At 64.4% G+C, this 22,519-nt stretch carries 18 protein-coding genes, 1 tRNA gene and 1 pseudogene; 13 read left to right on the top strand and 7 right to left on the bottom strand.

Features of this window, described 5'->3' with window-relative positions; all coding sequences use genetic code 11:
- The first annotated feature begins 64 nt into the window (after positions 1-64).
- Entirely contained in the window at positions 65-2,848 is a 2,784-nt protein-coding gene (gene gyrA, locus VQ044_RS06585; RefSeq protein WP_442872868.1) for a DNA gyrase subunit A, read from the top strand.
- Between the two features lie 123 nt (positions 2,849-2,971).
- Here the strand turns inward: gyrA and VQ044_RS06580 are convergent, their stop codons facing one another.
- Entirely contained in the window at positions 2,972-3,100 is a 129-nt protein-coding gene (locus VQ044_RS06580; protein ID WP_327622129.1) for a hypothetical protein, read from the bottom strand.
- A 172-nt stretch (positions 3,101-3,272) separates the two neighbouring features.
- Between VQ044_RS06580 and coaD the strand changes: the two genes are divergently transcribed.
- The 5 genes from coaD (at position 3,273) to tgt (ending at position 7,323) form a co-directional block, all read left to right on the top strand.
- The gene (coaD, locus tag VQ044_RS06575; protein ID WP_327646137.1) at positions 3,273-3,767 is read left to right on the top strand and encodes a pantetheine-phosphate adenylyltransferase; all 495 of its coding nucleotides are present in this window, start codon (positions 3,273-3,275) and stop codon (positions 3,765-3,767) included.
- Between the two features lie 38 nt (positions 3,768-3,805).
- Complete coding sequence (locus VQ044_RS06570; RefSeq protein WP_327646135.1) at positions 3,806-4,363, top strand: peptidylprolyl isomerase; 558 nt, start codon at positions 3,806-3,808, stop codon at positions 4,361-4,363.
- A 136-nt stretch (positions 4,364-4,499) separates the two neighbouring features.
- Entirely contained in the window at positions 4,500-4,970 is a 471-nt protein-coding gene (locus tag VQ044_RS06565; RefSeq protein ID WP_327646134.1) for a peptidylprolyl isomerase, read from the top strand.
- A 131-nt stretch (positions 4,971-5,101) separates the two neighbouring features.
- The gene (gene queA, locus VQ044_RS06560) at positions 5,102-6,193 is read left to right on the top strand and encodes a tRNA preQ1(34) S-adenosylmethionine ribosyltransferase-isomerase QueA (RefSeq protein ID WP_327646133.1); all 1,092 of its coding nucleotides are present in this window, start codon (positions 5,102-5,104) and stop codon (positions 6,191-6,193) included.
- Positions 6,190-7,323: a tRNA guanosine(34) transglycosylase Tgt gene (gene tgt / locus VQ044_RS06555; protein WP_327646131.1), complete on the top strand. Its 1,134-nt coding sequence runs from the start codon at positions 6,190-6,192 to the stop codon at positions 7,321-7,323. Before queA ends, tgt begins: the two co-directional genes overlap by 4 nt.
- A gap of 5 nt (positions 7,324-7,328) precedes the next feature.
- Here the strand turns inward: tgt and VQ044_RS06550 are convergent, their stop codons facing one another.
- The 4 genes and pseudogenes from VQ044_RS06550 to VQ044_RS06535 all read right to left on the bottom strand — a co-directional run bounded on the left by VQ044_RS06550 (position 7,329) and on the right by VQ044_RS06535 (position 9,016).
- The gene (locus tag VQ044_RS06550; protein WP_327646196.1) at positions 7,329-7,418 is read right to left on the bottom strand and encodes a hypothetical protein; all 90 of its coding nucleotides are present in this window, start codon (positions 7,416-7,418) and stop codon (positions 7,329-7,331) included.
- A 112-nt stretch (positions 7,419-7,530) separates the two neighbouring features.
- Positions 7,531-7,704 (bottom strand): annotated as a pseudogene (locus VQ044_RS06545) (DUF4864 domain-containing protein); the annotation flags it as partial.
- A 172-nt stretch (positions 7,705-7,876) separates the two neighbouring features.
- Positions 7,877-8,077: a hypothetical protein gene (locus tag VQ044_RS06540; RefSeq protein ID WP_331827655.1), complete on the bottom strand. Its 201-nt coding sequence runs from the start codon at positions 8,075-8,077 to the stop codon at positions 7,877-7,879.
- 390 nt (positions 8,078-8,467) lie between these two features.
- The gene (locus VQ044_RS06535) at positions 8,468-9,016 is read right to left on the bottom strand and encodes a hypothetical protein (RefSeq protein ID WP_327622136.1); all 549 of its coding nucleotides are present in this window, start codon (positions 9,014-9,016) and stop codon (positions 8,468-8,470) included.
- A 617-nt stretch (positions 9,017-9,633) separates the two neighbouring features.
- Here VQ044_RS06535 and VQ044_RS06530 point away from each other — a divergent pair.
- A protein-coding gene (locus VQ044_RS06530; protein ID WP_327646127.1) for an IS630 family transposase occupies positions 9,634-10,580 on the top strand; the annotation gives its coding sequence in 2 pieces (ribosomal slippage) (positions 9,634-9,982 and positions 9,982-10,580; 948 coding nt in all).
- 613 nt (positions 10,581-11,193) lie between these two features.
- Here VQ044_RS06530 and VQ044_RS06525 read toward each other — a convergent pair.
- Positions 11,194-11,269, bottom strand: a tRNA-Lys gene (locus tag VQ044_RS06525).
- 251 nt (positions 11,270-11,520) lie between these two features.
- Between VQ044_RS06525 and VQ044_RS06520 the strand changes: the two genes are divergently transcribed.
- The 4 genes from VQ044_RS06520 to VQ044_RS06505 all read left to right on the top strand — a co-directional run bounded on the left by VQ044_RS06520 (position 11,521) and on the right by VQ044_RS06505 (position 16,486).
- Positions 11,521-12,261, top strand: coding sequence for a cytochrome c biogenesis CcdA family protein (locus tag VQ044_RS06520; protein WP_327646125.1), 741 nt, complete (start codon positions 11,521-11,523; stop codon positions 12,259-12,261).
- 79 nt (positions 12,262-12,340) lie between these two features.
- Complete coding sequence (gene glmU / locus VQ044_RS06515; protein WP_327646124.1) at positions 12,341-13,714, top strand: bifunctional UDP-N-acetylglucosamine diphosphorylase/glucosamine-1-phosphate N-acetyltransferase GlmU; 1,374 nt, start codon at positions 12,341-12,343, stop codon at positions 13,712-13,714.
- A 107-nt stretch (positions 13,715-13,821) separates the two neighbouring features.
- Positions 13,822-15,648 (top strand): glutamine--fructose-6-phosphate transaminase (isomerizing), encoded by a 1,827-nt coding sequence (glmS, locus tag VQ044_RS06510; protein ID WP_327646123.1) that lies wholly within the window; start codon positions 13,822-13,824, stop codon positions 15,646-15,648.
- Between the two features lie 130 nt (positions 15,649-15,778).
- Complete coding sequence (locus VQ044_RS06505) at positions 15,779-16,486, top strand: DUF502 domain-containing protein (protein WP_327646122.1); 708 nt, start codon at positions 15,779-15,781, stop codon at positions 16,484-16,486.
- Between the two features lie 17 nt (positions 16,487-16,503).
- Here VQ044_RS06505 and recG read toward each other — a convergent pair whose 3' ends face one another.
- The gene (recG, locus tag VQ044_RS06500) at positions 16,504-18,606 is read right to left on the bottom strand and encodes an ATP-dependent DNA helicase RecG (protein ID WP_327646121.1); all 2,103 of its coding nucleotides are present in this window, start codon (positions 18,604-18,606) and stop codon (positions 16,504-16,506) included.
- Between the two features lie 94 nt (positions 18,607-18,700).
- Here recG and VQ044_RS06495 point away from each other — a divergent pair, with 94 nt between their 5' ends.
- Together VQ044_RS06495 and mfd are read left to right on the top strand one after the other, a co-directional pair.
- Entirely contained in the window at positions 18,701-18,997 is a 297-nt protein-coding gene (locus VQ044_RS06495) for an FAD assembly factor SdhE (protein WP_327622143.1), read from the top strand.
- Positions 18,994-22,500, top strand: coding sequence for a transcription-repair coupling factor (gene mfd, locus VQ044_RS06490; protein ID WP_442872867.1), 3,507 nt, complete (start codon positions 18,994-18,996; stop codon positions 22,498-22,500). Before VQ044_RS06495 ends, mfd begins: the two co-directional genes overlap by 4 nt.
- The last annotated feature ends 19 nt before the right edge of the window (positions 22,501-22,519 follow it).

Genomic DNA, 22,519 nt, shown 5'->3' with positions numbered 1-22,519 from the left:
TGCCCTTGACGCGCCATTCGCGCTATAGCCAAGCAATGAATTTCAAGCCTACCGGGACATGATTTTGGCCGAAGACGACGACAACACGACGCCGCCGGAACGCCCCAGCGGTATCGACTCCATTTCGATCATCGAGGAAATGCAGCGCAGCTATCTCGATTACGCCATGAGCGTGATCGTCAGCCGTGCGCTTCCGGACGTGCGCGATGGCTTGAAGCCTGTGCATCGGCGCATCCTCTACGCCATGCACGGGATGGGCCTCAGCTTCAACAAGCCCTATCGCAAGTCCGCCGGTGTCGTCGGTGAGGTGATGGGTAAATACCATCCGCACGGCGATTCCTCGATCTACGACGCCCTCGTGCGAATGGCGCAGGATTGGTCGCTGCGCGTGCCGCTCATCGAGGGGCAGGGCAATTTCGGCTCGATCGACGGCGATCCGCCGGCGGCCATGCGCTATACCGAGACCCGGCTCTACAAGGTCTCCGAGGCGCTGCTCGAGGATATCGACAAGGAGACCGTCGACTTCCAGGACAATTACGACGGCCGCGAACGGGAGCCGGTCGTCCTTCCGGCGCGTTTCCCGAACCTTCTCGTCAACGGCTCCGGCGGCATCGCCGTTGGCATGGCGACGAACATTCCTCCGCACAATCTCGGCGAGATCGTCGACGGCTGCGTGGCGATGATCGACAATCCTGCGATCGCGCTGGAAGAGTTGATGGAATTCATTCCTGGTCCGGATTTCCCGACCGGGGCGATCGTTCTCGGTCGTGCGGGCATCCTGTCCGCCTATTCTACCGGCCGCGGCTCGATCCTGATGCGCGGCAAGGCTCACATCGAGCCGATGCGCGGCGACCGCGAAGCGATCATCATCACCGAGGTTCCCTATCAGGTGAACAAGGCCTCGATGATCGAGAAGATGGCCGATCTCGTGCGCGACAAGCGCATTGAGGGTATCTCGGACATCCGCGACGAGAGCGACCGCGACGGTTACCGTGTGGTCATCGAACTGAAGCGTGACGCGTCCTCCGACGTCATCCTCAACCAGCTCTACCGCTTCACGCCGCTGCAGACCTCCTTCGGCGCGAATATGGTCGCGCTGAATGGCGGCAAGCCGGAGCAGCTGACGCTGATCGACATGCTGTCGGCCTTCATCGCCTTCCGCGAGGAGGTGGTGAACCGGCGCACCAAGTTCCTGCTGCGCAAGGCGCGCGAGCGGGCCCACGTTCTCGTCGGCCTGGCCATTGCCGTGGCCAATATCGACGAAATCATCAAGCTGATCCGCGCCGCGCCGGACCCGGCGACGGCGCGCGAACAGCTGATGGCCCGCGCATGGGAAGCCAAGGACGTCGCCCCGCTGATCCGGCTGATCGACGATCCGCGCCACCGCATCGCCGAGGACGGCACCTATCGCTTGTCGGAAGCCCAGGCACGGGCGATCCTCGATCTGCGCCTCCAGCGCCTGACCGCGCTCGGCCGGGACGAAATCGGCGACGAGCTCAACAAGATCGGCGAGGAGATCAAGGAGTATCTCGAAATCCTCTCCTCGCGCACCAAGGTCCGCGAGATCATCAAGGCCGAACTCATCGCCGTGCGCGACGAGTTCGCGACGCCGCGCCGCACAGAGCTGACCGAAGGGGCGGCGGACATGGACGACGAGGATTTGATTCCGCGTGAGGACATGGTCGTCACTGTCAGCCATGGCGGCTACATCAAGCGCGTTCCCCTGACCACCTATCGGTCACAGCGGCGCGGCGGCAAAGGCCGATCCGGCATGTCGCTGAAGAACGACGAGGATTTCGTCACCCGGCTGTTCGTTGCCAACACGCACACGCCGGTCTTGTTCTTCTCATCGCGCGGCATCGTCTACAAGGAAAAGGTCTGGCGGCTGCCGCTGGCGAGCCCGCAGGCGCGTGGCAAGGCGCTGATCAACATGCTTCCGCTGGAAAAGGGCGAGCGCATCACCTCGATCCTGCCGCTACCGAGCGATCCCGAGGCGGCCGCCGAACTCAACGTGATGTTCGCGACGACCCGTGGCACGGTTCGCCGCAACAAGCTGTCCGACTTCGTGCAGGTCAATCGCAACGGCAAGATCGCGATGAAACTGGACGAGGAGGGCGACGAAATCCTGGCCGTCGCCACCTGTTCGGAAGACGACGACGTGTTCATGACGGCGGCCTCCGGCCAATGCATCCGCTTCCCGACGACCGATGTGCGCGTCTTCGCCGGCCGCAATTCGGTCGGCGTCCGCGGCATCGCGCTCGCCAAGGGCGATACCGTCATCTCGATGGCGATCCTGCGTCATGTGGATGCCACCCCGGCCGAGCGGGCCTCCTATCTGAAGATGCGCCGCGCCGTCGAGGGCGAAGCCGCCGCCGAGACCGTGGTCGAGGAGGAGGGCGTCGAGGACGTCGCGATCGACCAGGAGCGCTATGGCTTCCTCAGCGCCAACGAGGAATTCGTGCTGACGCTGAGCGAGTTCGGCTATGGCAAGCGCTCGTCGTCCTATGATTTCCGCACCATCGGTCGCGGCGGCAAGGGCATCCGCGCCACCGATCTGTCGAAAGCGAGCGAGATCGGAAATCTTGTCGCCGGCTTCCCGGTCGAGGACGGCGATCAGATTCTGCTCGTCACCGATCGGGGTCAGCTGATCCGGGTGCCGGTGGAAGGCATCCGCATTGCCGGTCGGGCGACGCGCGGCGTCACCATCTTCCGGACGGCCGAGGGCGAGCGTGTCGTTTCGGTGGAGCGGATTCCCGATCAGGGCGCCGATGACGCGGAGGAGACGGAAGCGCCACAGGCGGACGACGATGTCGCGAGCGATGGCGGCCCTGAAGGCGAGACGTCCTGACGTTTCAGGTTCGACGCGCGTGCATTCACAAACATAAAAGCCGTCCGGAGCGATTCCGGACGGCTTTCTGATGTCTGCGCCGCGGCGAGGATACGCGCGGCCGGCTCGCTCGGTGAGCGGCGTCTATTGCATGAAGCGGGTCCGGCGGGCAGTCGCTTTGACGCGCACGTTCTGCGACTCGCTATGGAGCGTGATGGCGGTTGCGGAAAGCAGGGTGACGATCATGGCGAGGGCAAGCGCGAAAACCAGCATGTCAATACTCCGTTGTTCGCTTTAAAAACCCGGTAGCGGCGAATTTGTTCCATATAAACTCCGCGAGCTGAACGACGGCACAGGAAGTGGTTCATAAACCGTTCATCCGCGTGGGGGTCTCCGCTGGGCCTCTTCCGAATTTTTCTTTGGCAAGGACAGGATATTCGAAGCCATGAAACGCGCGTTTTACCCTGGATCCTTCGACCCGATCACCAACGGTCACCTCGACATTCTGCGTCAGGCGGTGGCGATTTTCGACGAGGTCGTCATCGGCATCGGTGTCCATCCGGGCAAGCAACCGATGTTCAGCTTCGATGAGCGCGCCCGGTTGATCGCCGAATGTGCCGAGACGGAATCCATTACCGGCCACACCGGCCCGATCCGCGTCGTCGCCTTCGATGGGCTCGTGGTCGAGGCCGCGCGTGACGCCGGTGCAGTGGCGTTGGTCCGCGGCCTGCGCGACGGAACCGATCTTGATTACGAGATGCAGATGGCCGGGATGAACGGCGTCATGCGGCCGGAGGTTGCGACAATCTTCTTTCCGGCTTCGCCTGCGACAAGGCCCATAACCGCCACATTGGTCCGCCAAATCGCCATGATGGGCGGGGACGTTACGCCGTTCGTGCCCGGAAACGTCGCGGAAGCGATACGAGGAAAAGTCGCCTGACGCGAACCGCGGGCGCCACAATCTGGGAACCATCTCGCATGAAGTTTTTCGCTACACTCGGCCTGGCCGTGTCGATCGCCGCCGCATCCTTCACGGGTCTCGCGTCAGCGCAGCAATCAGATCCCGAAAACACCCTGGTCATCACCACGAAGACCGGCGACATCGAGATCGGCCTTCGCCCAGATCTCGCGCCCGAGCACGTCAAACGGCTCAAGGAACTGGCGCGCGAGGGCTTCTACGACGGCGTCGTCTTCCACCGAGTCATCGACGGCTTCATGGCCCAGACGGGCGATCCTGACGGCACTGGCATGGGCGGCTCCGACAAGCCGGACCTCAAGGCCGAGTTCTCCGACGAGACCTTCGACTGCGGCACCGTCGGCATGGCCCGCTCGCAGGACCCCAATTCGGCAAATTCCCAGTTTTTCATCATGCTGGCCGATGGCGATTTCCTCGACGGCCAGTATACGATCGTCGGCGATGTCGTGTCGGGCATGGAGAATGTCGACGCCATCAAGAAGGGCGACTCCGCTCAGAACGGCACGGTGCAGGACCCCGACAAGATGATCAAGGTCAGCGTTGCCGCCGACGGCAAGTGATCTAAAAGCCGCCGCCGATTGACGGCGGCAAACCTTGTGCCTTGGAGCGAATCCGCTCAAAGAGGCTCCACCGATACGGTCCGGGCTAGATCCGGGCCGTTCCCGTTTTCGAGATACGACAAGCAAGGAGAGCAAGATGGCGCACGATAACCCCGACGATACCCTGGTACTCGAGACGACGAAGGGCCGCGTGGTCATCAAGCTGCGACCCGACCTCGCGCCCGCCCATGTGGCGCGCGTCAAGGAGCTCGCGCGCGAAGGTTTTTACGACGGCGTTGTTTTCCACCGCGTCATCGACGGCTTCATGGCCCAGACCGGCGATCCCACGGGAACCGGTTCCGGCGGCTCCGACAAGCCGGACCTGAAGGCCGAGTTCACGGCCGAGCCGCACAAGCGCGGTACGGTCTCGGCCGCCCGCACCGCCAACCCGAATTCGGCGAACTCCCAGTTCTACATCTGCTTCGACCGGGCCCCGTGGCTCGATCGCCAGTACAGCGTGTGGGGCGAGGTCGTCGAGGGCATGGACAATATCGATCAGATCAAGCGCGGCGAGCCGGTGAGCGATCCCGATTCGATCACTACCATGCGGGTCGCGTCCGACCTCTAGCGCCGAATGCGGAAAACTGGGAACCGGTTTTCCGCTTTTGCGCCGCTCACGTGTATTCCATCCATGTCGTTGCGGACGGCGGGTCTGTTCGATCCGCCGCCGTCATGATTCACAGATCCGGCTGGCCCAGCATGCGCGTCGATCAGTTCGACTTCGAGCTCCCGGAAGACCGCATCGCCTTGCGGCCCGCGTCGCCCCGGGAGAGCGCGCGTTTGCTTGCCGTCGGCGCGGACGGCACGCTCGGCGACCGTCACGTCGGGGATCTGCCGTCGCTGCTCGAACCGGGCGACGTGCTCGTCTTCAACAACACCCGCGTCATCCCGGCCCAGCTCGAAGGCGTGCGCCAGCGGCCGGATGCGCGGGACGGCGAGGGCAGGGCGCGCATTTCTGCGACGCTGCACATGCGCGTCGCGCCGGATCGCTGGCGGGCCTTTCTGCGCCCGGCAAAGCGGGTGCGGGTCGGCGACCATCTCGCCTTCGGCCCTGACGAAACCGACGGCCTTTCCGGCACGCTCGATGCGGCCGTCGAGGACAGGGGCGACGACGGTGAGGCAACCTTGCACTTCGACCGCTCCGGTCCGGCGCTGGACCAGGCGATCGCAGTGGTCGGGCACATTCCCTTGCCGCCCTACATTGCGTCCAAGCGGCCGGACGATGAGCGCGACCGGGCCGACTACCAGACCATCTACGCCCGCGAGGACGGAGCCGTGGCGGCGCCGACCGCCGGCCTGCATTTCACGCCCGCGTTGCTCGACCAACTGTCGAAACGTGGCATTGGAACCGAATATCTGACGCTCCATGTCGGGGCAGGCACGTTTCTGCCGGTCAAGGCGGAAGATACGGCAGAGCACCGGATGCACGCCGAGATCGGTCGGATCGGCGCGGCGACGGCGCAGCGTCTGAATGCCGCGCGCCAGGCCGGTGGACGCTTGGTCGCTGTCGGCACCACGTCGCTGCGGCTTCTGGAAAGCGCGGTGCGCGACGATGGCATCATCGAACCCTTCACCGGCTCCACCGACATCTTCATCACCCCCGGCTATCGCTTTAAGGCTGTCGACAGACTGATGACCAACTTCCACCTGCCGCGCTCGACCCTGTTCATGCTGGTCTCGGCCTTCTCGGGCTTCGAGACCATGCAGGCGGCCTACGCCCACGCCATCAAAACGGGCTACCGCTTCTATTCCTATGGCGATGCCTGCCTGCTGGATCGGGTGCCGGAATGAGCGAATCCTTTCAGTTCCGGCTGCTCGCCACCGACGGCAAGGCGCGGCGCGGCGAAATCACCATGCCGCGCGGCACGGTGCGCACGCCGGCCTTCATGCCGGTTGGAACCGCCGGCACGGTCAAGGCGATGTATCTGGATCAGGTGCGCGAGCTGGGCTCCGACATCATCCTCGGCAATGTCTACCATCTGATGCTGCGGCCGGGTGCCGAGCGCGTCGCCCGGCTCGGCGGCCTGCATGAATTCGCCCGCTGGCCGCATCCGATCCTGACCGATTCCGGCGGCTTCCAGGTGATGTCGCTGGCAAAACTGCGCAAGCTCGACGAGACTGGCGTGCGTTTTCGCTCCCATGTCGACGGCTCCGAATACGCGCTGACGCCCGAGCGGGCGATCGAAATCCAGGGGCTACTCGGCAGCGACATCCAGATGCAGCTCGACGAGTGCATTCGGCTGCCGGCGGAACGGGCCGAGATAGAACGGGCGATGGAGATGTCGCTGCGCTGGGCCGAACGCTGCGCCACCGCCTTCGGCGACCAGCCCGGCAAGGCCATGTTCGGCATCGTGCAAGGCGGCGACGCCATCGACTTGCGGATTCGCTCGGCCGAGCGGCTGGCGGCGATGGATCTGAAGGGCTATGCCGTCGGCGGTCTCGCGGTCGGTGAGCCGCAGGCGGTGATGCTCCAGACGCTCGACGAGACGCTTCCCGTCATGCCGGCGGACAAGCCTCGCTATCTGATGGGCGTCGGCACGCCGGACGACATCTTGCGCTCGGTGGCGCGGGGGATCGACATGTTCGACTGCGTCATGCCGACCCGCTCGGGCCGGCATGGGCTCGCCTTCACCCGCTTCGGAAAGGTGAACCTCAAGAACGCCCGCCACGCGGAAGACACGCGCCCGCTCGACGAGGCCTCGGACTGTCCGGCCTCGCGCGACTATTCGCGCGCCTATCTGCACCATCTGGTGCGCTCCAATGAAGCGCTCGCCTCGATGCTTCTGACCTGGAACAACCTTGCCTACTACCAGTCGCTGATGGCCGGCATCCGGGACGCGATCGAAGCCGGGCGCTTCGCCGACTTCGCCGCGGCCACCGAGGCCGATTGGGCGCGGGGAGACATTCCACCGCGCGCCTGAGCCGTTCAGGCGGCGAGATCGTCGCCCTTGCGGATCGCGCAGCCGGTGATCTTCATCGACCCGTCCACCTGGCGTTCCAGCGTATAGCTGGCAATCCAGCTCTGCCCGTTCTGGTCGGTGAGATAGACCTCCTGACGGAAGCCCCGCGCCCTCAGCCTCCAGCGCGCCGAAGACGGTGTTGCTGGACCGGTAGACCGGAGCGTAGCCCGACCGGACCATGCCCATGAAGATTTGCGGCGAGGGAAACATCGCCTGAATGTTCGGCGCGGCGTAGGAATAGGCGCTGGCGCCGTCGTCGGACCGGAAGGCCTCGAGCTGGCCGGATATCGCGGCCCGCACATCTGACGCATCGCCCGCGCGGGCAGGGAAGGCGAGAACCATCGCCGTCAGCGCCACCGCCGCCATCAGCATGATCAGCCGACTCGCCATTGCTTGCTCCTTTCGCGTCACGCGAAAAGGATCGAACGGAACCGGTGCAGCGACAAACCGTCGACGCTCAATTCCGCGTGATGGCGCATGCCGCGTGTCTCAAACGGCCGAGCGGACGCCGGTTTCAGCCGTCGTTCGCCGAATTCAGGTCTTCGGGCCGCCGGCCTTCGTCGGGATGGGCGACATGGGCCACGACCTTCCGGTGGCTGGTGCTGGCAAGCGGGACGATCTCGAGTTCCACCCGCACGCCGAGATCGGCGGCGGCGTTCACCGCGTCGGTCAGCGCTGCCGCGGATACCATCACATCGTCGATCGCTGCCTGCATCGTGCCCGTGACGTGCGATTCAAGAATTTCTTTTGTCATGGGATTAAAATGGAAATCGAAGGGCGTTTGGACAAGGATGCTTGCGTCGCATCGTCGCCGATAAGGTCGACATCCGTGCAGGCGGACCCCGCGGTGCCTGTCCAAGCCCCCGGAGCAATGCTCGAATGAAGCGGATGCGCGAGGCAGTGTAGCGGTTGGGAGCCGCTACACTGCCTACGTTCCCGACGAGGTTGTGCCCACCGTGAGAAGCACTTCTTCCCTAACGGAATTTCCGAAATGGCGCAATCTGTGTCGAATGGTCCGCTGCGAAACGTCGACTTGCTGAATGCCCGTGTGGTGACGGGCAAAATATAGCGGCATCGCCGGTTAACGGTGATCGGTTATGCCCGATCAGTCCTGCCGACGCCCCTCCTGCATCTCTTGGCCCTTGAGAACCAAACTGAAATATTGCTCCCAACTCGATCGTAGGGACAACAGATTGTCGGTCAGCGCGGTCGAGACTCCAGCCAACTCCTCCAATGTATTGACGCTCGCGTCGAACCGCTCGGTGAGATTTCCCGTCACGTCACCATTCTTGGTGCTCTCCATGAGCAGCGCGAGCGCCTTGCCGTCGGCAATTGCCTCCTCGGCCGTCTTGGCCAATGTCTCGAGCAGCGCGCCGCGTTCCGCTTCCAGCGTTTCCAACAGAGGACGCTGCTGCGCGATGGCGCGGGACATGTTCCGCCATTCGCGCGCGCGCTCGTCGAGGTCGTCCCGCACACCGAGAAACCCACCTGCAATTCGACGCGGTAGCGCCACCGGCGTCGCGCCTTTCGGATTGGCGGGGACTGAAGAACTCTTCGATGACTGCGACACAGCCTTGCCGAATTCGTCGCTCAACTCTCTTTCAAGAGTGTCGGCGATATCGTTCGATGAATTGTCGGTATTGTCTTTGGCCATTTCGAAACTCCGATCTCATCTGCCTAAATAGGCAACGGCTCGCAGACCAATCCACTGAATTATCGCGCCGTGGTTAATCGCAAGCACCCGGCCGCCAGGAAAATTCGGTCCCGATGGCGATAGACCGAGGCGTGAATTCGACAAGCAATGCCGCCCACCGCCGCAGGTTATCAGCACTGCCGCGCACGTTGCACCCCTGTGGGAAAAACGGAGGCGAACGTTCGATCAAAGGCCATGTCGCTCCGGCGTCAAAGACGTCACCGCGGTCTTGTCTGCGCCAAGGCGGCGAAGCTTGATCGGCAACGATGGACGAGGATTCCTACGCGACTTGGAAGGCAAGCCATGCAGCGTGGCAGGCCCGACGCGAGAAAGAGCGACACGAAATTCTGCAGTGGCACCTTCCAGCGGGCGGCGCGAGCGTCTCCAAGGCGGCAAGCTGGTGGACTTGGTGCGATGCGTCGGCTGCGACGGGCTGATACCAGAGGCCATACGTATCGACACGCTCCGGTGTATGCCTTGCAACCTAGAGCCGTTTTGTCTTAATCGGAGTCGCGGGTTTGCGTTGAACGGCTTGTTCTGATTCCCTGATCGAAGTGATTTGTGGAAGGAGCAGTGGCATGGCGCGAGCCTACAGCCTGGATTTGCGAAAGCGTGTCGTCGCGGCAATAGACGAAGGTCTGTCGACCCGGGAAGCGGCGCGCCGGTTTTCGATCGGAATTTCGACGTCTGGCGCGTGGTATCGCGATTGGCGTTCGAGCGGCAGGCTGGAGCCGGGCCGGCAGGGCAAGCCGAAGATTTCCAAGCTGGATGCGCACGAGGCGTTCATTCTCGCCTTGGTGGATACCGATGAACGGGACATCACCCTGGCCGAGATCGCCGAGCATCTTGCGACCGAGCGCGGCGTCAAAGCCAGCCTGACGACGGTCCACGAGTTCTTCGCAAAGCGCAGCATTACGTACAAAAAAAGACGGCGCACGCGGCCGAACAACAGCGTCCGGACGTCCTGGCGGCGCGAGAACAATGGTTCGACGGACAGCTCGATCTCGACCCGAGCCGCCTGATCTTCATCGACGAAAGCGGCCTCAATACCAAGATGGCACGGCTTCGTGGTCGCGCTCCGCGCGGCGAGCGCTGCCGGGCGGCCGTGCCTCACGGCCACTGGAAGTCCACGACCTTCACGGCGGGCTTGCGCCTTGACGGGATCGTCGCTCCCTGGCTCCTGGATGGCGCGATGGATGGCGAAGCATTCCTGGTTTATCTGCGCCGCGTCCTCGTGCCGACGCTCCGGCCCGGCGACGTCGTCGTGATGGACAACCTACCGGCTCACAAGGTGGCAGGTGTCCGCGAGATCATAGAGGCGGCCGGTGCATGCCTTCGCTATCTTCCGCCCTACTCGCCCGACTTCAATCCGATCGAGATGGCCTTCGCCAAGCTGAAGGCCTTCTTGCGAAAGGTCGCCGCCCGATCCATTCCAGAATTGTGGGACGCCGTGTCCCTCGCGATCGATCGCTTCGAGCCCAAGGAATGCGAAAACTTCTTCGCCCACGCAGGTTACGATGCCTGACCGGACTTTTCCCGAAAACGCTCTAACTCGGAACTGACAAATTAAACGGGACAATGCGCGACGGCACCGTGCTGCCCCGGCTCAGCGTTCTTCCATGAACCTGTCAAAGCTATGCTGACAGCTTGAGCATTTGCCCGGGGAGTGCACGTGCTCATACGCTTCAGACCACGGGATTAGTTCCTCGCATTGCTCGCAACGCGGCTGCGGAAACTTATCTTGCACGTCCCTTTTAAAAACGTAACGCTGCCTTTCGCTAAGCGAATCTAGGCCCTTGCTGATAACCAGCTTTGTAATGCCCTCGGCAGGCTGTTCGTCAATGTCGCCGCTTTCCACGAGCTCCTCCAAGAAGCCCCGGTAATCGTCCCACTCCCGTTTCCGCTCCGCGTCTTCCACTACACCTGACAAATATGTCTCCTATGTCGCGTGGAGCTGTCCATATTATCGGGAAACCCCTGTAAATCAAGGGTAATGGCTACAACACGGGACGGCCTCATCGAAACAGTCGAGCGACCTTTTTCTTAAGCCTCACCATGGAACCCTTATGGAACTTTCGGCCAAAATCGAGCAAAGTCAGTTGCAACGTGCTGTATAGTATTGATTCTATTATGATTTTTGGTGAGCGCGCAGGGATTCGAACCCTGGACCTACAGATTAAAAGTCCGTTGCTCTACCAACTGAGCTACGCGCTCGAACCGCCGGGGCGCGAGCGACCCGGCGAGAACGGGCGGAACATAGAAAGGCGGCATATGCCGGTCAACCGGAAATCGCCGCTCCCGGTGACGGATTTGCGATTTGCCGCGCGGCGCTCGGGCAATTAAGACTCGGCCGACGGTCCGCGTCCCAGATCGTCGCCCTCAAACGGCGGTTTCGCGCGCAGTGAAGCCGGGCCGGTGTCGGGCGACCCGCGAATCGGATCAATGCGATAGAACCGAGGCATGCCTTGCTCGCCGAACTTTCCTACCCGACAGCTATCTTTGCGGGAGCGCTTTCGTTCCTGTCGCCCTGCGTCCTGCCGCTGGTGCCACCCTATCTGTGCTACATGGCGGGCGTCTCCGCCGACGAATTGCGCGCCGGGCCGCAGCTCGGCTCGGCCCGCTATACGCGGCTGATCGTGACTTCGCTCGTCTTCGTGCTCGGCTTTTCCACGGTATTCGTGGCGCTCGGCGCCGGCGCCAGCACGATCGGACAGGTTCTTCGACAAAATCTCGATTGGCTCGGTATCGTCGCCGGCATCGCGATCATCATCATGGGTCTGAATTTCCTCGGCGTCTTCCGGCTGTCCTTCCTGTCGAGGGAAGCGCGGCTGACGGCGCCCGACAAGCCGCGCAGCGTCGTCGGCGCCTATCTGATGGGGCTGGCCTTCGCCTTTGGCTGGACGCCGTGCATCGGGCCGGTACTCGGAGCGATCCTCGGTCTGGCCGGCGCCAAGGGCACGGTCGGGGAGGGCGCGCTGATGCTCACCTTCTACTCGGCCGGCCTCGGCATTCCGTTCATTCTCGCGGCAACGTTCTCCGGAGCCTTCTTCCGCTGGATGAACGGCTTCAAGGCGCATCTCGCCACGGTGGAGAAGGTGATGGGAGGCCTTTTGGTCGTTACCGGCCTCCTGTTCCTGACCGGCAGCATGCAGACGATGTCGTTCTGGCTGCTGGAGAATTTTCCGGTGTTCCAGACCATCGGCTGATCGAGGCGGCCGACACATCCTTTTTCGGCCGGCCTGTGCTATGGCCTCGCCGTCTTGATGTGATTTTTGCGAGTTGCCGATGGCGAGAAGCTGCCTGTCGATCATTCTGGCTGCCGGCGAAGGCACCCGAATGAAATCGTCCCAATCCAAGGTGCTGCACGCGGTGGCGGGGCTGGAGATGATCCGGCACGTCGCCCGTGCGGCACGAGATGCCGGCTCGAACCGCGTCGCCGTCGTCGTTGGGCGTGACGGCGAGACCGTCGCGGCGGCCGTGCGCCAGGATATCGCCGAGGTCGCGACCTATCCGCAGACCGAGCGGCTGGGCACGGCCCACGCGGTGTTGGCCGCGCGTGCCGCTATCGCCGAAGGCTGCGACGATGTCCTCGTCTTGTTCGGCGATACGCCGCTGATCCGGCCGGATACGCTTTCGCGAGCCCGAGCCGCACTCGCCGAAGGGGCCGAAATTTGCGTCGTCGGCTTTCGGCCCACCGATCCGATCGGCTACGGCCGGCTGATCGAAGAGGGCGGCGAACTTGTCGCAATCCGCGAAGAGAAGGACGCCAGCGAGGCCGAACGCGCCGTCGACTTCTGCAATGCCGGCGTCATGGCGTTCGCCGGAGACCGTGCGCTCGATATGCTCGACGCGATCGGCAACGACAATGCCAAGGGCGAATATTACCTGACTGATCTGGTCGAGATCGCCCGCCGCGCCGGCCGCAGCGTCAAGGCCGTCGAAGCCGATGCCGACGAGGTTCTCGGCGTCAACTCGCGGCTGGAACTCGCCGCCGTCGAAACCCTCTGGCAGACCGCGCGGCGACGCCAGGCGATGCTCGACGGGGTGACGCTCATGGATCCGACGAGCGTGTTCTTTGCCCATGACACTGAGATCGCCGCCGACGCCTTCGTGGAACCGAATGTCGTGTTCGGTCCGGGCGTGACCGTGGCCACCGGCGCCGTGATCCACGCCTTCTCCCATATCGAGGGCGCGACGGTGGGCGAGGGGGCCTCGATCGGACCGTTCGCGCGCTTGCGCCCCGGCACGCGGCTCGCGGAAAACACCAAGGTGGGCAATTTCTGCGAGGTAAAGAACGCCCAGTTCGCCGCCGGCGCCAAGGTCAATCATCTCAGCTATGTGGGCGATGCGACCGTGGGTGCGAAAGCCAATATCGGCGCGGGCACGATCACCTGCAATTACGACGGCGCGCTGAAGCATCTGACCGAAATCGGCAAAGGCGCCTTCATCGGATCGAACTCCGCGCTCGTCGCACCGGTGCGGGTGGGCGACGGCGCCTATGTCGGGACGGGAAGCGTGGTGACGGACGATGTGCCGGACGGAGCACTGGCGATCGCACGCGGACGGCAGGTGACCAAGCCCGATCGCGGCCGCCAGATCACCGAACGCAATGCGGCGGCGAAAGCCGCCAAAAGCGCCAAACAGCCCGACCCGGCGTAATCTCGCGACACCAAACGTGAATCCCGGCAAGCGGCCGTGGACGCTAGAATCTCGTCCATCTCGTCGTCCCGCCGCTTCGTTCGAGCGACATATCCAAGGACCATCCCATGTGCGGAATCATCGGCATTATCAGTCGCGAACCAGTCGCGGATCGTCTCGTCGACGCGTTGAAGCGCCTGGAATACCGGGGCTATGACTCGGCCGGCGTCGCGACGCTCGAAGCAGGGGTGCTCACCCGTCGCCGTGCCGAGGGCAAGTTGGTGAACCTGGCCAAGCGTCTCGACGACGCGCCGCTCAACGGCACGATCGGCATCGGCCACACCCGCTGGGCGACCCATGGCGCGGCGACCGAGCCGAATGCCCATCCGCATGCGACCGAGGCGCTCGCCGTCGTCCACAACGGCATTATCGAGAACTACCGCGACCTCAAGGCCGAGCTCGAAGCCGAGGGCGTGACCTTCGAGAGCCAGACCGACACCGAGACGATCGCCCATCTGGTGACGCGCGAGCTCAAACGCGGCCTGTCGCCCAAGGATGCCGTCCATGCCGTGCTGGGCCGTCTGGAAGGCGCCTTCTCGCTCGGCTTCCTGTTCAACGGCAACGAGGACATCCTGATCGGCGCCCGCCGCGGCAGCCCGCTTGCGGTTGGCGAGGGCGAGGGCGAAATGTTCCTCGGCTCGGACGCCATCGCGCTGTCGCCGTTCACCGACACGGTCCGTTATCTGGAAGAGGGCGATTTCGTCGTCCTGACCCATGACGGGGTGGATATCTTCGACGCGCACGCCCGGCCGGTGACCCGCGAAATCCGGCACTCTGCCGGCAAGGCGTTCTATGTCGACAAGGGCAACCATCGGCATTTCATGCAGAAGGAAATCTACGAGCAGCCGGAGGTGCTGTCCCACACCCTCGGCGCTTTCGTCGATATGACGACCGGCCGGACGCGGATTCCGAACGGACAGTCGCTCGATTTCTCCAAGGTCAATCGAATGGCGCTGTCGGCCTGCGGCACCGGCTACTACGCGGCGCTGGTCGGCCGCTACTACTTCGAGCGTTATGCTCGCATTCCCTGCGACCTCGATGTGGCGTCGGAATTTCGCTACCGCGAAAGCCCGCTCGACGACGTCGATCTGGCGCTGTTCGTCTCGCAATCCGGCGAAACCGCGGACACGCTCGCCTCGCTCCGCTACGCGAAGGCGGAGGGGCTGCAAACCGCAGCGGTGGTCAATGTCCTGGAATCGACGATCGCGCGGGAATCCGATTTCGTGCTGCCGACGCTGGCAGGCCCCGAGATCGGCGTCGCGTCGACCAAGGCCTTCACCTGTCAGCTGATGGCGCTCGCCGCGTTGGCCATCAAGGCAGGCGTCGACCGGGGGGTGATTTCGCCCGAGCGGGAACTTGAACTCACCCGCATTCTGGCCGAAGCGCCGCGGCTGACCAACGAGGCGATCCAGCTCGAAGACCGGATCGAGGTGCTGTCGCGGAACATGGCGACAAAGCGGCACGCACTGTTCCTCGGACGGGGCTTCTCCTTCCCGCTGGCAATGGAAGGTGCGCTGAAGCTCAAGGAGATCAGCTACATCCACGCCGAAGGCTATGCCGCCGGCGAGTTGAAGCATGGGCCGATCGCCTTGATCGACGAGACGATGCCGGTCGTCGTCATCGCACCCCACGACCGGAGTTTCGAAAAGACGGTCTCCAACATGCAGGAGGTCGCGGCGCGCGGCGGCGAGATCATCCTGATCACCGACGTCAAAGGCGCGGCCAGCGGCGCGGTGGAGGGCGCCGAGATGATCGTCCTGCCGGACATGCCGGAAATCCTGACCCCGATCGTCTACGCGATCCCCCTGCAACTGCTCGCCTATCACACCGCCATCCAGATGGGCACGGATGTCGACCAGCCACGCAATCTGGCGAAGTCGGTCACCGTCGAATAAGCCGAGCCGTCGTCTTCGCAATTGCGAAAATCATCTTGCAATTGCAGTGTCGGATCGCGATGTTTCAATCGCTTGGCGTCTGCGGCGCCTTAGCAGGGCGCCGTACCGGCGCTGGGGATTTTTGGCGATAATGGCTCGTCTGCGTAATTATTTTCTGACCGGGTTCATCGTCTGCGCGCCGCTGGCGATCACGGCTTGGATCACTTGGTCGTTCATGGGCTGGGTCGATGGCTGGGTGAAGCCCTATATCCCGGTCCAATATCTTCCCGATTCCTATCTGCCCTTTGCCGTCCCGGGTTTTGGCCTGATCGTGGCGCTGGTGCTGATCACCTTGGTTGGCTTTCTGACCGCCAATTTCATCGGCCGGACGGTGGTCCGGTGGGGCGAGCACCTGCTCAGCCGAACGCCGTTGGTGCGCTCCGTCTACACAGCGCTCAAGCAGATTTTCGAGACGGTCCTCGCCGACCGGTCGTCGTCGTTCAAGACCGCGGCGCTGATGGAATATCCGCGCAAGGGCGTCTGGTGTCTCGTCTTCGTCGCGACGACCGCCCGCGGCGAGATCGCGACGGTGCTTTCCGACCAGGGCGAGGAAATGCTCGCCGTCTTCTTGCCACCGACACCCAACCCCACGTCGGGCTTCCTGCTCTTCGTGCCACGGGAGGACGTGCGGGTGCTCGATATGAGCATAGAGGCGGCGTTGCGGCTGGTCATTTCGGCAGGGCTGGTTTCGCCTGATGAGGTGGTGCGCCAGCACAAGCCGGTCAGCATGGCGAAAGCCTCGCGCGTGGTCGCCGCGCGCGAGAAGCGGACCGAGCGGCCGATCGAGCCGGCCGAGTAGCCACAAGAGTGCTGGCGTCAGCCGGAGCGCAGCAGCCGCACCGCCTCGTCCTTGCCGAACAGATAGAGCAGCGTGCGGAGCGCTTCGCCGCGCTCAGATTTCAGATCGCCGTCGGTCGCGAGGATCAACCGCGCATCATCGCGGGCGATCTCCATCAGATGGGCGTGATGTTCCATCGAGGCGATTCGGAAGAACGGCATGCCCGACTGCTGGGTGCCGAGGAGATCGCCTTCGCCGCGCAGCTTTAGATCCTCCTCGGCGATGCGGAATCCATCTTCGGTTTCGCGCATCACCGCGATGCGGGCCGCAGCCGTCTCGCCGAGCGGCGCGCGGTATAAAAGCACGCAGGACGAAGCCTTCTCGCCGCGCCCGACCCGGCCGCGCAACTGGTGCAGTTGCGACAGGCCGAAGCGCTCGGCGTGCTCGATGACGATGATCGATGCGTCGGGAACGTCGACCCCGACTTCGATCACCGTCGTCGCGACGACGAGTTTCGTGCGCCCGGCCTTGAAGGCGGCCATCGCGGCGTCCTTCTCCTCGCCGCTCATCCGGCCGTGGACGAGCCCGACCATGTCCCTGAACAGACCCTTGAGCTGGCGAAACCGCTCTTCGGCCGCCATCAGGTCGCTCTTTTCCGATTCCTCGACCAGCGGACAGACCCAATAGAGCCGGTCGCCCGCCGCCATCGCCCGCCCGGCGCGATCGACGATCTCGTCCAGCCGCTCCATCGGAACGGCAACGGTGGTGATCGGCTTGCGCCCGGCGGGTTTGCCTTCCAGCCGCGAGACGTCCATGTCGCCGAAGGCGGCAAGGACGAGGGTACGCGGGATCGGCGTCGCGGTCATCACCAGCAGATCGGCCGCGCGCCCCTTGCCGGTCAGGCTCAGCCGTTGGTGGACGCCGAAGCGGTGTTGCTCGTCGACGACGACGAGGCCGAGGTCGCGGTACTCGACCCCCTCCTGAAACAGCGCGTGGGTTCCGACGACGATCTGCGCCTCGCCCGAAGCGATGGCCGCGAGCTTGGCGGCCCGCGCCTTGCCGGTATCGCGGCCGGTCAGCAGGGTGATCTTCAGTCCGACCGCCTCGCAAAGCTTCGAGAGGCTATCGAAATGCTGGCGCGCCAGAATTTCGGTCGGGGCAAGCAGCGCCGATTGCGCCCCGGCCTCAGCCGCCGTCGCCATCGCCATCAGCGCCACCACCGTCTTGCCGGCGCCGACATCCCCCTGCAGCAGGCGCAGCATCCGGTCCTCGTCCGCCATGTCGGCGAGGATCTCGGCGATGACACCTTGCTGGGCGTCGGTGAGAACGAAGGGAAGCGTCGCCCGAAGCCGCGCCGCCAGGGCGCCGGAGCCGGTGAGCGGGCGGCCGCGCGCCTTCTTCATGCGTTGCCGCGACAGCGCGAGAGCCAATTGGCTGGCCAGGAACTCGTCATAGGCGAGCCGGCTGAAGGCGGCGCCCTCGGGCGCCAGATCACGTTCGTCGGACGGATCGTGCAGGCGCTTCAGCGCGGCTCCGAAGTCCGGGAAGCCGTGCTTGGCGACGATCGACGGATCGATCCACTCCCGGATCGTCGGCAGGCGCTCCACTGCCTGGCCTATCGCCTTGCGCAGGATCTTGGGCGAGAGCCCGGCGGTCATCGGATAGACCGGCTCGACCAGGGATAGCGATTCGGCTTCGTCGACCGACGCCACGAAGTCGGGATGCACCATCGACGGGCGGCCGTTGAACCACTCCACCCGGCCGGACACGATCATCGTCTCGCCGATTGGTAGGAGCTTTTCTAGCCAGCCGGATTGACCGCGGAAATAGGTGAGGGCGATCTCGCCGGTCGCGTCCTGGGCGAACACCTTGTATGGCGCCGATTTCGCCGCCCGTCCGGGCGTCTGGTGGCGGTCGATGCGAACCGTCAGCGTCACGATCCCGCCCTCCGGTGCGGTCGCGATTTCGGCGCGCTTGCGCCGGTCGATCAGGCCGGTCGGAAGGTGGAACAGGAGGTCGCGGACGCGCACGGTCTCGCCGGCTCCGACCAGCAGCGTCTGGAACTGGGCTGCGACCTTCGGTCCCACGCCTTCCAGCGTCGTCACGGGGGCAAACAGCGGGTCGAGGATCGAAGGGCGCATCGTGGGCGAGGTTTAGTCGGATATGGGCCGATGGCAAGGCTGACAGGGCCGGTCCAGCCCTATATAGAAGCCTCACTCACACGACAGGTTCGATATGACTGGTATGCAGCGCTCTTCGAGCGATCTCGACGTCCGCCGCCGCAAGGCGTTGTTCCGGTCCTGGCATCGGGGCATCCGCGAGATGGATCTGGTGCTCGGCCGTTTCGCCGACGCCGAGATCGACCGTCTGACCGACGCCGAGCTCCACGACTACGAGCAATTGATGGAAGCGCCCGACCGCGATCTTTTTCAGTGGCTGACCGGGGAAACGGCAACGCCGGCGAATTTCGACACCAGCGTGTTCCGGCGGATTCGGGACTTTCACGTCGTGGAGGAGGAGCCTCGGCCATGAGTCTGCCTGAGCCGTTGAAAAGAGCGCTGATGAAAGGCGCGGGCCTTGAGATCGGCAACGTCCTCGACGGCTACGAGGCGTTCCTGCTCGCCGACATCGCACGCCTTCGCGGCGCGAAGAAGCCGGTGGTCTACGTCATGCGCGACGGCAACCGGATTGGCGAACTCGAGGACGCGCTCAAATTCGTGGCGCCCGAGCTTCCGGTGCTGACGCTGCCGGGCTGGGATTGCCTGCCCTACGACCGGGTCGGACCCTCGGGCGAGGTGGCGGCGCGCCGCCTATCGGCGATGGCCGCGCTCGGGGCGTTGCGCCGCGAACCGCACCGCGCGCTGATTCTCACGACGGCGAACGCGCTGTTGCAGAAGATGCCGCCGGCCGCTGTTCTCGGCGAGGAAACGATCGCGGCCAAGGCCGGCAACCGCATCGCCATGGAAGACATCGTGCGCGCCCTCCAGCGCGGCGGTTTCGATCGGGTCGCCACCGTGCGCGAGCGCGGCGAATTCGCGGTGCGCGGCGGCATTCTCGATCTCTTCGCGCCGGGCGAGGAGGAGCCGGTGCGCCTCGACTTCTTCGGCGATACGCTGGAGACGATCCGCGGCTTCGACCCCGCGACCCAGCGCACGACCCGGCAATTGCAGAGCTTCGAACTCACGCCGGTCTCCGAGATCACCTTGCGCGAGGAGACGGTCAGCCGCTTCCGTACCAATTACGTCAAGCGCTTCGGCGCCGCACAGCGCAACGACGCGCTCTACAGCTCGATCAGCGAGGGCAAGCGTTTCTCCGGGATGGAGCACTGGTTACCGCTGTTCTACGAAAAGCTCGACACGCTGTTCGACTATTGCCACGGCTTTCCGATGGTTCTCGACCACCTGGCGCTCGAAGCGGTCGGCGAGCGACGCGAGACGATTGGCGATCATTACGAGTCACGCAAACGCAATGCCGGCGAGGCCAGCGGGGAGTCCATTCCCTACCATCCGGTCGATCCGGACGATCTTTATCTGTCGGAGGACGAACTGGCGGGCGGTCTGGCCAGTGCTGACCCGATCCGCCTGTCGGCCTATGGCGCGAGCGACGCCGCCAATCATGTCGTCTTCAATCTCGAGATCAGCCGAGGCCGCAATTTCGCGGCCGAGCGCGCAAGCGGCGACGTCAACGTCTTTCAGGCGGCGGTCGACCATATTGGCCGGCTGCGCGCCGACGGCAAACGCGTGCTGCTAGCGGCCTGGAGCGAGGGCTCGCGAGAGCGCCTCAGCCAGGTCGTCGAGGAACACGGGCTCGAAGGCCTGAAGCCCGTCGACAACCTCAAGAAGCTGAACGAAGCCCCCAAGAACCTCGTCGTGACCGCCGTCCTCGGCATTGAGGCGGGCTTCGAGACCCCCCATCTCGCCGTCGTCGGCGAACAGGACATTCTCGGCGACCGACTGGTGCGGCGGGGCCGCAAAAAGCGCGCCAAGAATTTCATCGCCGAGGTCTCCGGCCTCGACGAGGGCGATATCGTCGTTCACGTCGATCATGGCATCGGCCGCTTTGTCGGCCTGAAGACCATCGAGGCGGCGGGCGCGCCGCATGATTGCCTGGAACTGCGCTATGCCGGCGAGGACCGCCTGTTCCTGCCGGTGGAAAACATCGAGCTGTTGTCGCGCTATGGCGGCGAGGGCTCGGAGGCGATGCTCGACAAGCTCGGCGGCGGCGCCTGGCAGGCGCGCAAGGCCAAGCTGAAGAAGCGCTTGCTCGACATGGCGGACGGGCTGATCCGCATCGCCGCCGCGCGGCAGATGCGCGGCGCGCCGAAGCTGCTGCCGCCGGAAGGGCTCACTGACGAATTCGCCGCCCGGTTCCCTTATGAGGAAACCGAGGACCAAATGAACGCCATCGACGCGGTGGCCGACGATCTGGCGCTCGGGCGGCCGATGGACCGGCTGATCTGCGGCGACGTCGGCTTCGGCAAGACCGAGGTGGCGATGCGCTCGGCGTTCATCGCGGCGATGAACGGCCTGCAGGTCGCCGTCGTCGTGCCGACCACTTTGCTGGCCCGCCAGCACTTCAAGACCTTCGCGGAGCGCTTCCGCGGCCTGCCGTTGAATGTCGCACAGGCCTCGCGGCTGGTGACGTCGAAGGAACTCGCAGCGACCAAGAAGGGCGTCACCGAAGGCACCGTCGACATCGTCGTCGGCACCCACGCGCTGCTCGGCAAGGCCATCAGCTTCAAGAATCTGGGGTTGCTGATCATCGACGAGGAGCAGCATTTCGGCGTCAAGCACAAGGAGCGGCTCAAGGAACTGAAATCCGACGTTCACGTGCTGACGCTGTCGGCGACGCCGATCCCCCGCACCCTGCAACTGGCGCTGACCGGCGTTCGCGAGCTGTCGCTGATCACCACGGCGCCGGTCGACCGCATGGCGGTCCGCACCTTCGTATCGCCCTTCGATCCGCTGGTGGTGCGCGAGACCTTGCTGCGCGAGCGCTATCGCGGCGGGCAGAGCTTCTATGTCTGCCCGCGCGTCTCCGATCTGGCCGACGTGAAGGCGTTTCTCGATTCGGACGTGCCGGAGCTGAAAGTGGCGACCGCCCACGGCCAGATGGCGGCGGGTGAACTCGACGACATCATGAACGCCTTTTACGAGGGGCAATACGACGTGCTGCTGTCGACGACGATCGTCGAATCCGGTCTCGACATCCCATCGGCCAACACCATGATCGTCCACCGGGCCGACATGTTCGGCCTGTCGCAGCTTTACCAGCTTCGCGGTCGTGTCGGCCGCTCCAAGGTGCGCGCCTACGCGTTGCTCACCATTCCGGCGAACAAGACGCCGACCAAGGGCGCCGACCGGCGGCTCAAAGTGCTGCAATCGCTCGATACGCTCGGCGCGGGCTTCCAGCTGGCCTCCCACGACCTCGACCAGCGCGGCGCCGGCAATCTGCTCGGCGACGAGCAGTCCGGCCACGTCAAGGAGGTTGGCTTCGAACTCTACCAGCAGATGCTGGAAGAGGCGGTCGCGGAGATGAAGGGCGAAGAGCTGGAGAGCGATGGCCAGTGGTCGCCGCAGATCGCGCTGGGCACCGCGGTGATGATCCCGGAGGGCTACGTGCCCGATCTGCAGCTTCGCATGACGCTCTACCGGCGGCTGGCGGACCTCTCAGACGCACGGGAGATCGACGCCTTCGGCGCCGAGCTCATCGATCGCTTCGGGCCGCTGCCGGCCGAAGTCGAACATCTCCTCAAGGTGGTGTTCATCAAGTCCCTGTGCCGCAAGGCCAATATCGAGAAGCTCGACGCCGGGCCGAAGGGCATCGTCATCACCTTCCGGGAGAAGACCTTCCCCAACCCCGGCGCGCTCGTCCGCTACATCGCCGAGCAGGGCGCGTCGGCGAAGATCCGCGCCGATCAGTCGGTCGTCCTCATCCGCGACTGGCCGACGGCGGACAAGCGGCTCAACGGCGCGGCGACGGTGGCGACCCAACTGGCGCGCTTCGCGGACGAGGTACAGAAAAAGGCTGCGTGACGGAAAGGCGGAAAGGGCC

This window comes from Aurantimonas sp. C2-5-R2, from assembly GCF_036549495.1.
Taxonomy (GTDB): domain Bacteria; phylum Pseudomonadota; class Alphaproteobacteria; order Rhizobiales; family Rhizobiaceae; genus Aurantimonas; species Aurantimonas coralicida_A.
This window is presented reverse-complemented; position numbering and strand designations above follow the sequence as displayed.

Bases quoted from the DNA above. Each gene is read 5' to 3' on its own strand.
- VQ044_RS06505 (WP_327646122.1), top strand. From the start codon at position 15,779: ATGGCTCGTCTGCGTAATTATTTTCTGACCGGGTTCATCGTCTGCGCG.
- VQ044_RS06495 (WP_327622143.1), top strand. From the start codon at position 18,701: ATGACTGGTATGCAGCGCTCTTCGAGCGATCTCGACGTCCGCCGCCGC.
- glmS (WP_327646123.1), top strand. From the start codon at position 13,822: ATGTGCGGAATCATCGGCATTATCAGTCGCGAACCAGTCGCGGATCGT.
- mfd (WP_442872867.1), top strand. From the start codon at position 18,994: ATGAGTCTGCCTGAGCCGTTGAAAAGAGCGCTGATGAAAGGCGCGGGC.
- VQ044_RS06565 (WP_327646134.1), top strand. From the start codon at position 4,500: ATGGCGCACGATAACCCCGACGATACCCTGGTACTCGAGACGACGAAG.
- VQ044_RS06580 (WP_327622129.1), bottom strand. From the start codon at position 3,100: ATGCTGGTTTTCGCGCTTGCCCTCGCCATGATCGTCACCCTGCTTTCC.
- VQ044_RS06535 (WP_327622136.1), bottom strand. From the start codon at position 9,016: ATGGCCAAAGACAATACCGACAATTCATCGAACGATATCGCCGACACT.
- VQ044_RS06540 (WP_331827655.1), bottom strand. From the start codon at position 8,077: ATGCAGGCAGCGATCGACGATGTGATGGTATCCGCGGCAGCGCTGACC.
- coaD (WP_327646137.1), top strand. From the start codon at position 3,273: ATGAAACGCGCGTTTTACCCTGGATCCTTCGACCCGATCACCAACGGT.
- VQ044_RS06570 (WP_327646135.1), top strand. From the start codon at position 3,806: ATGAAGTTTTTCGCTACACTCGGCCTGGCCGTGTCGATCGCCGCCGCA.
- glmU (WP_327646124.1), top strand. From the start codon at position 12,341: ATGGCGAGAAGCTGCCTGTCGATCATTCTGGCTGCCGGCGAAGGCACC.
- tgt (WP_327646131.1), top strand. From the start codon at position 6,190: ATGAGCGAATCCTTTCAGTTCCGGCTGCTCGCCACCGACGGCAAGGCG.
- recG (WP_327646121.1), bottom strand. From the start codon at position 18,606: ATGCGCCCTTCGATCCTCGACCCGCTGTTTGCCCCCGTGACGACGCTG.
- queA (WP_327646133.1), top strand. From the start codon at position 5,102: ATGCGCGTCGATCAGTTCGACTTCGAGCTCCCGGAAGACCGCATCGCC.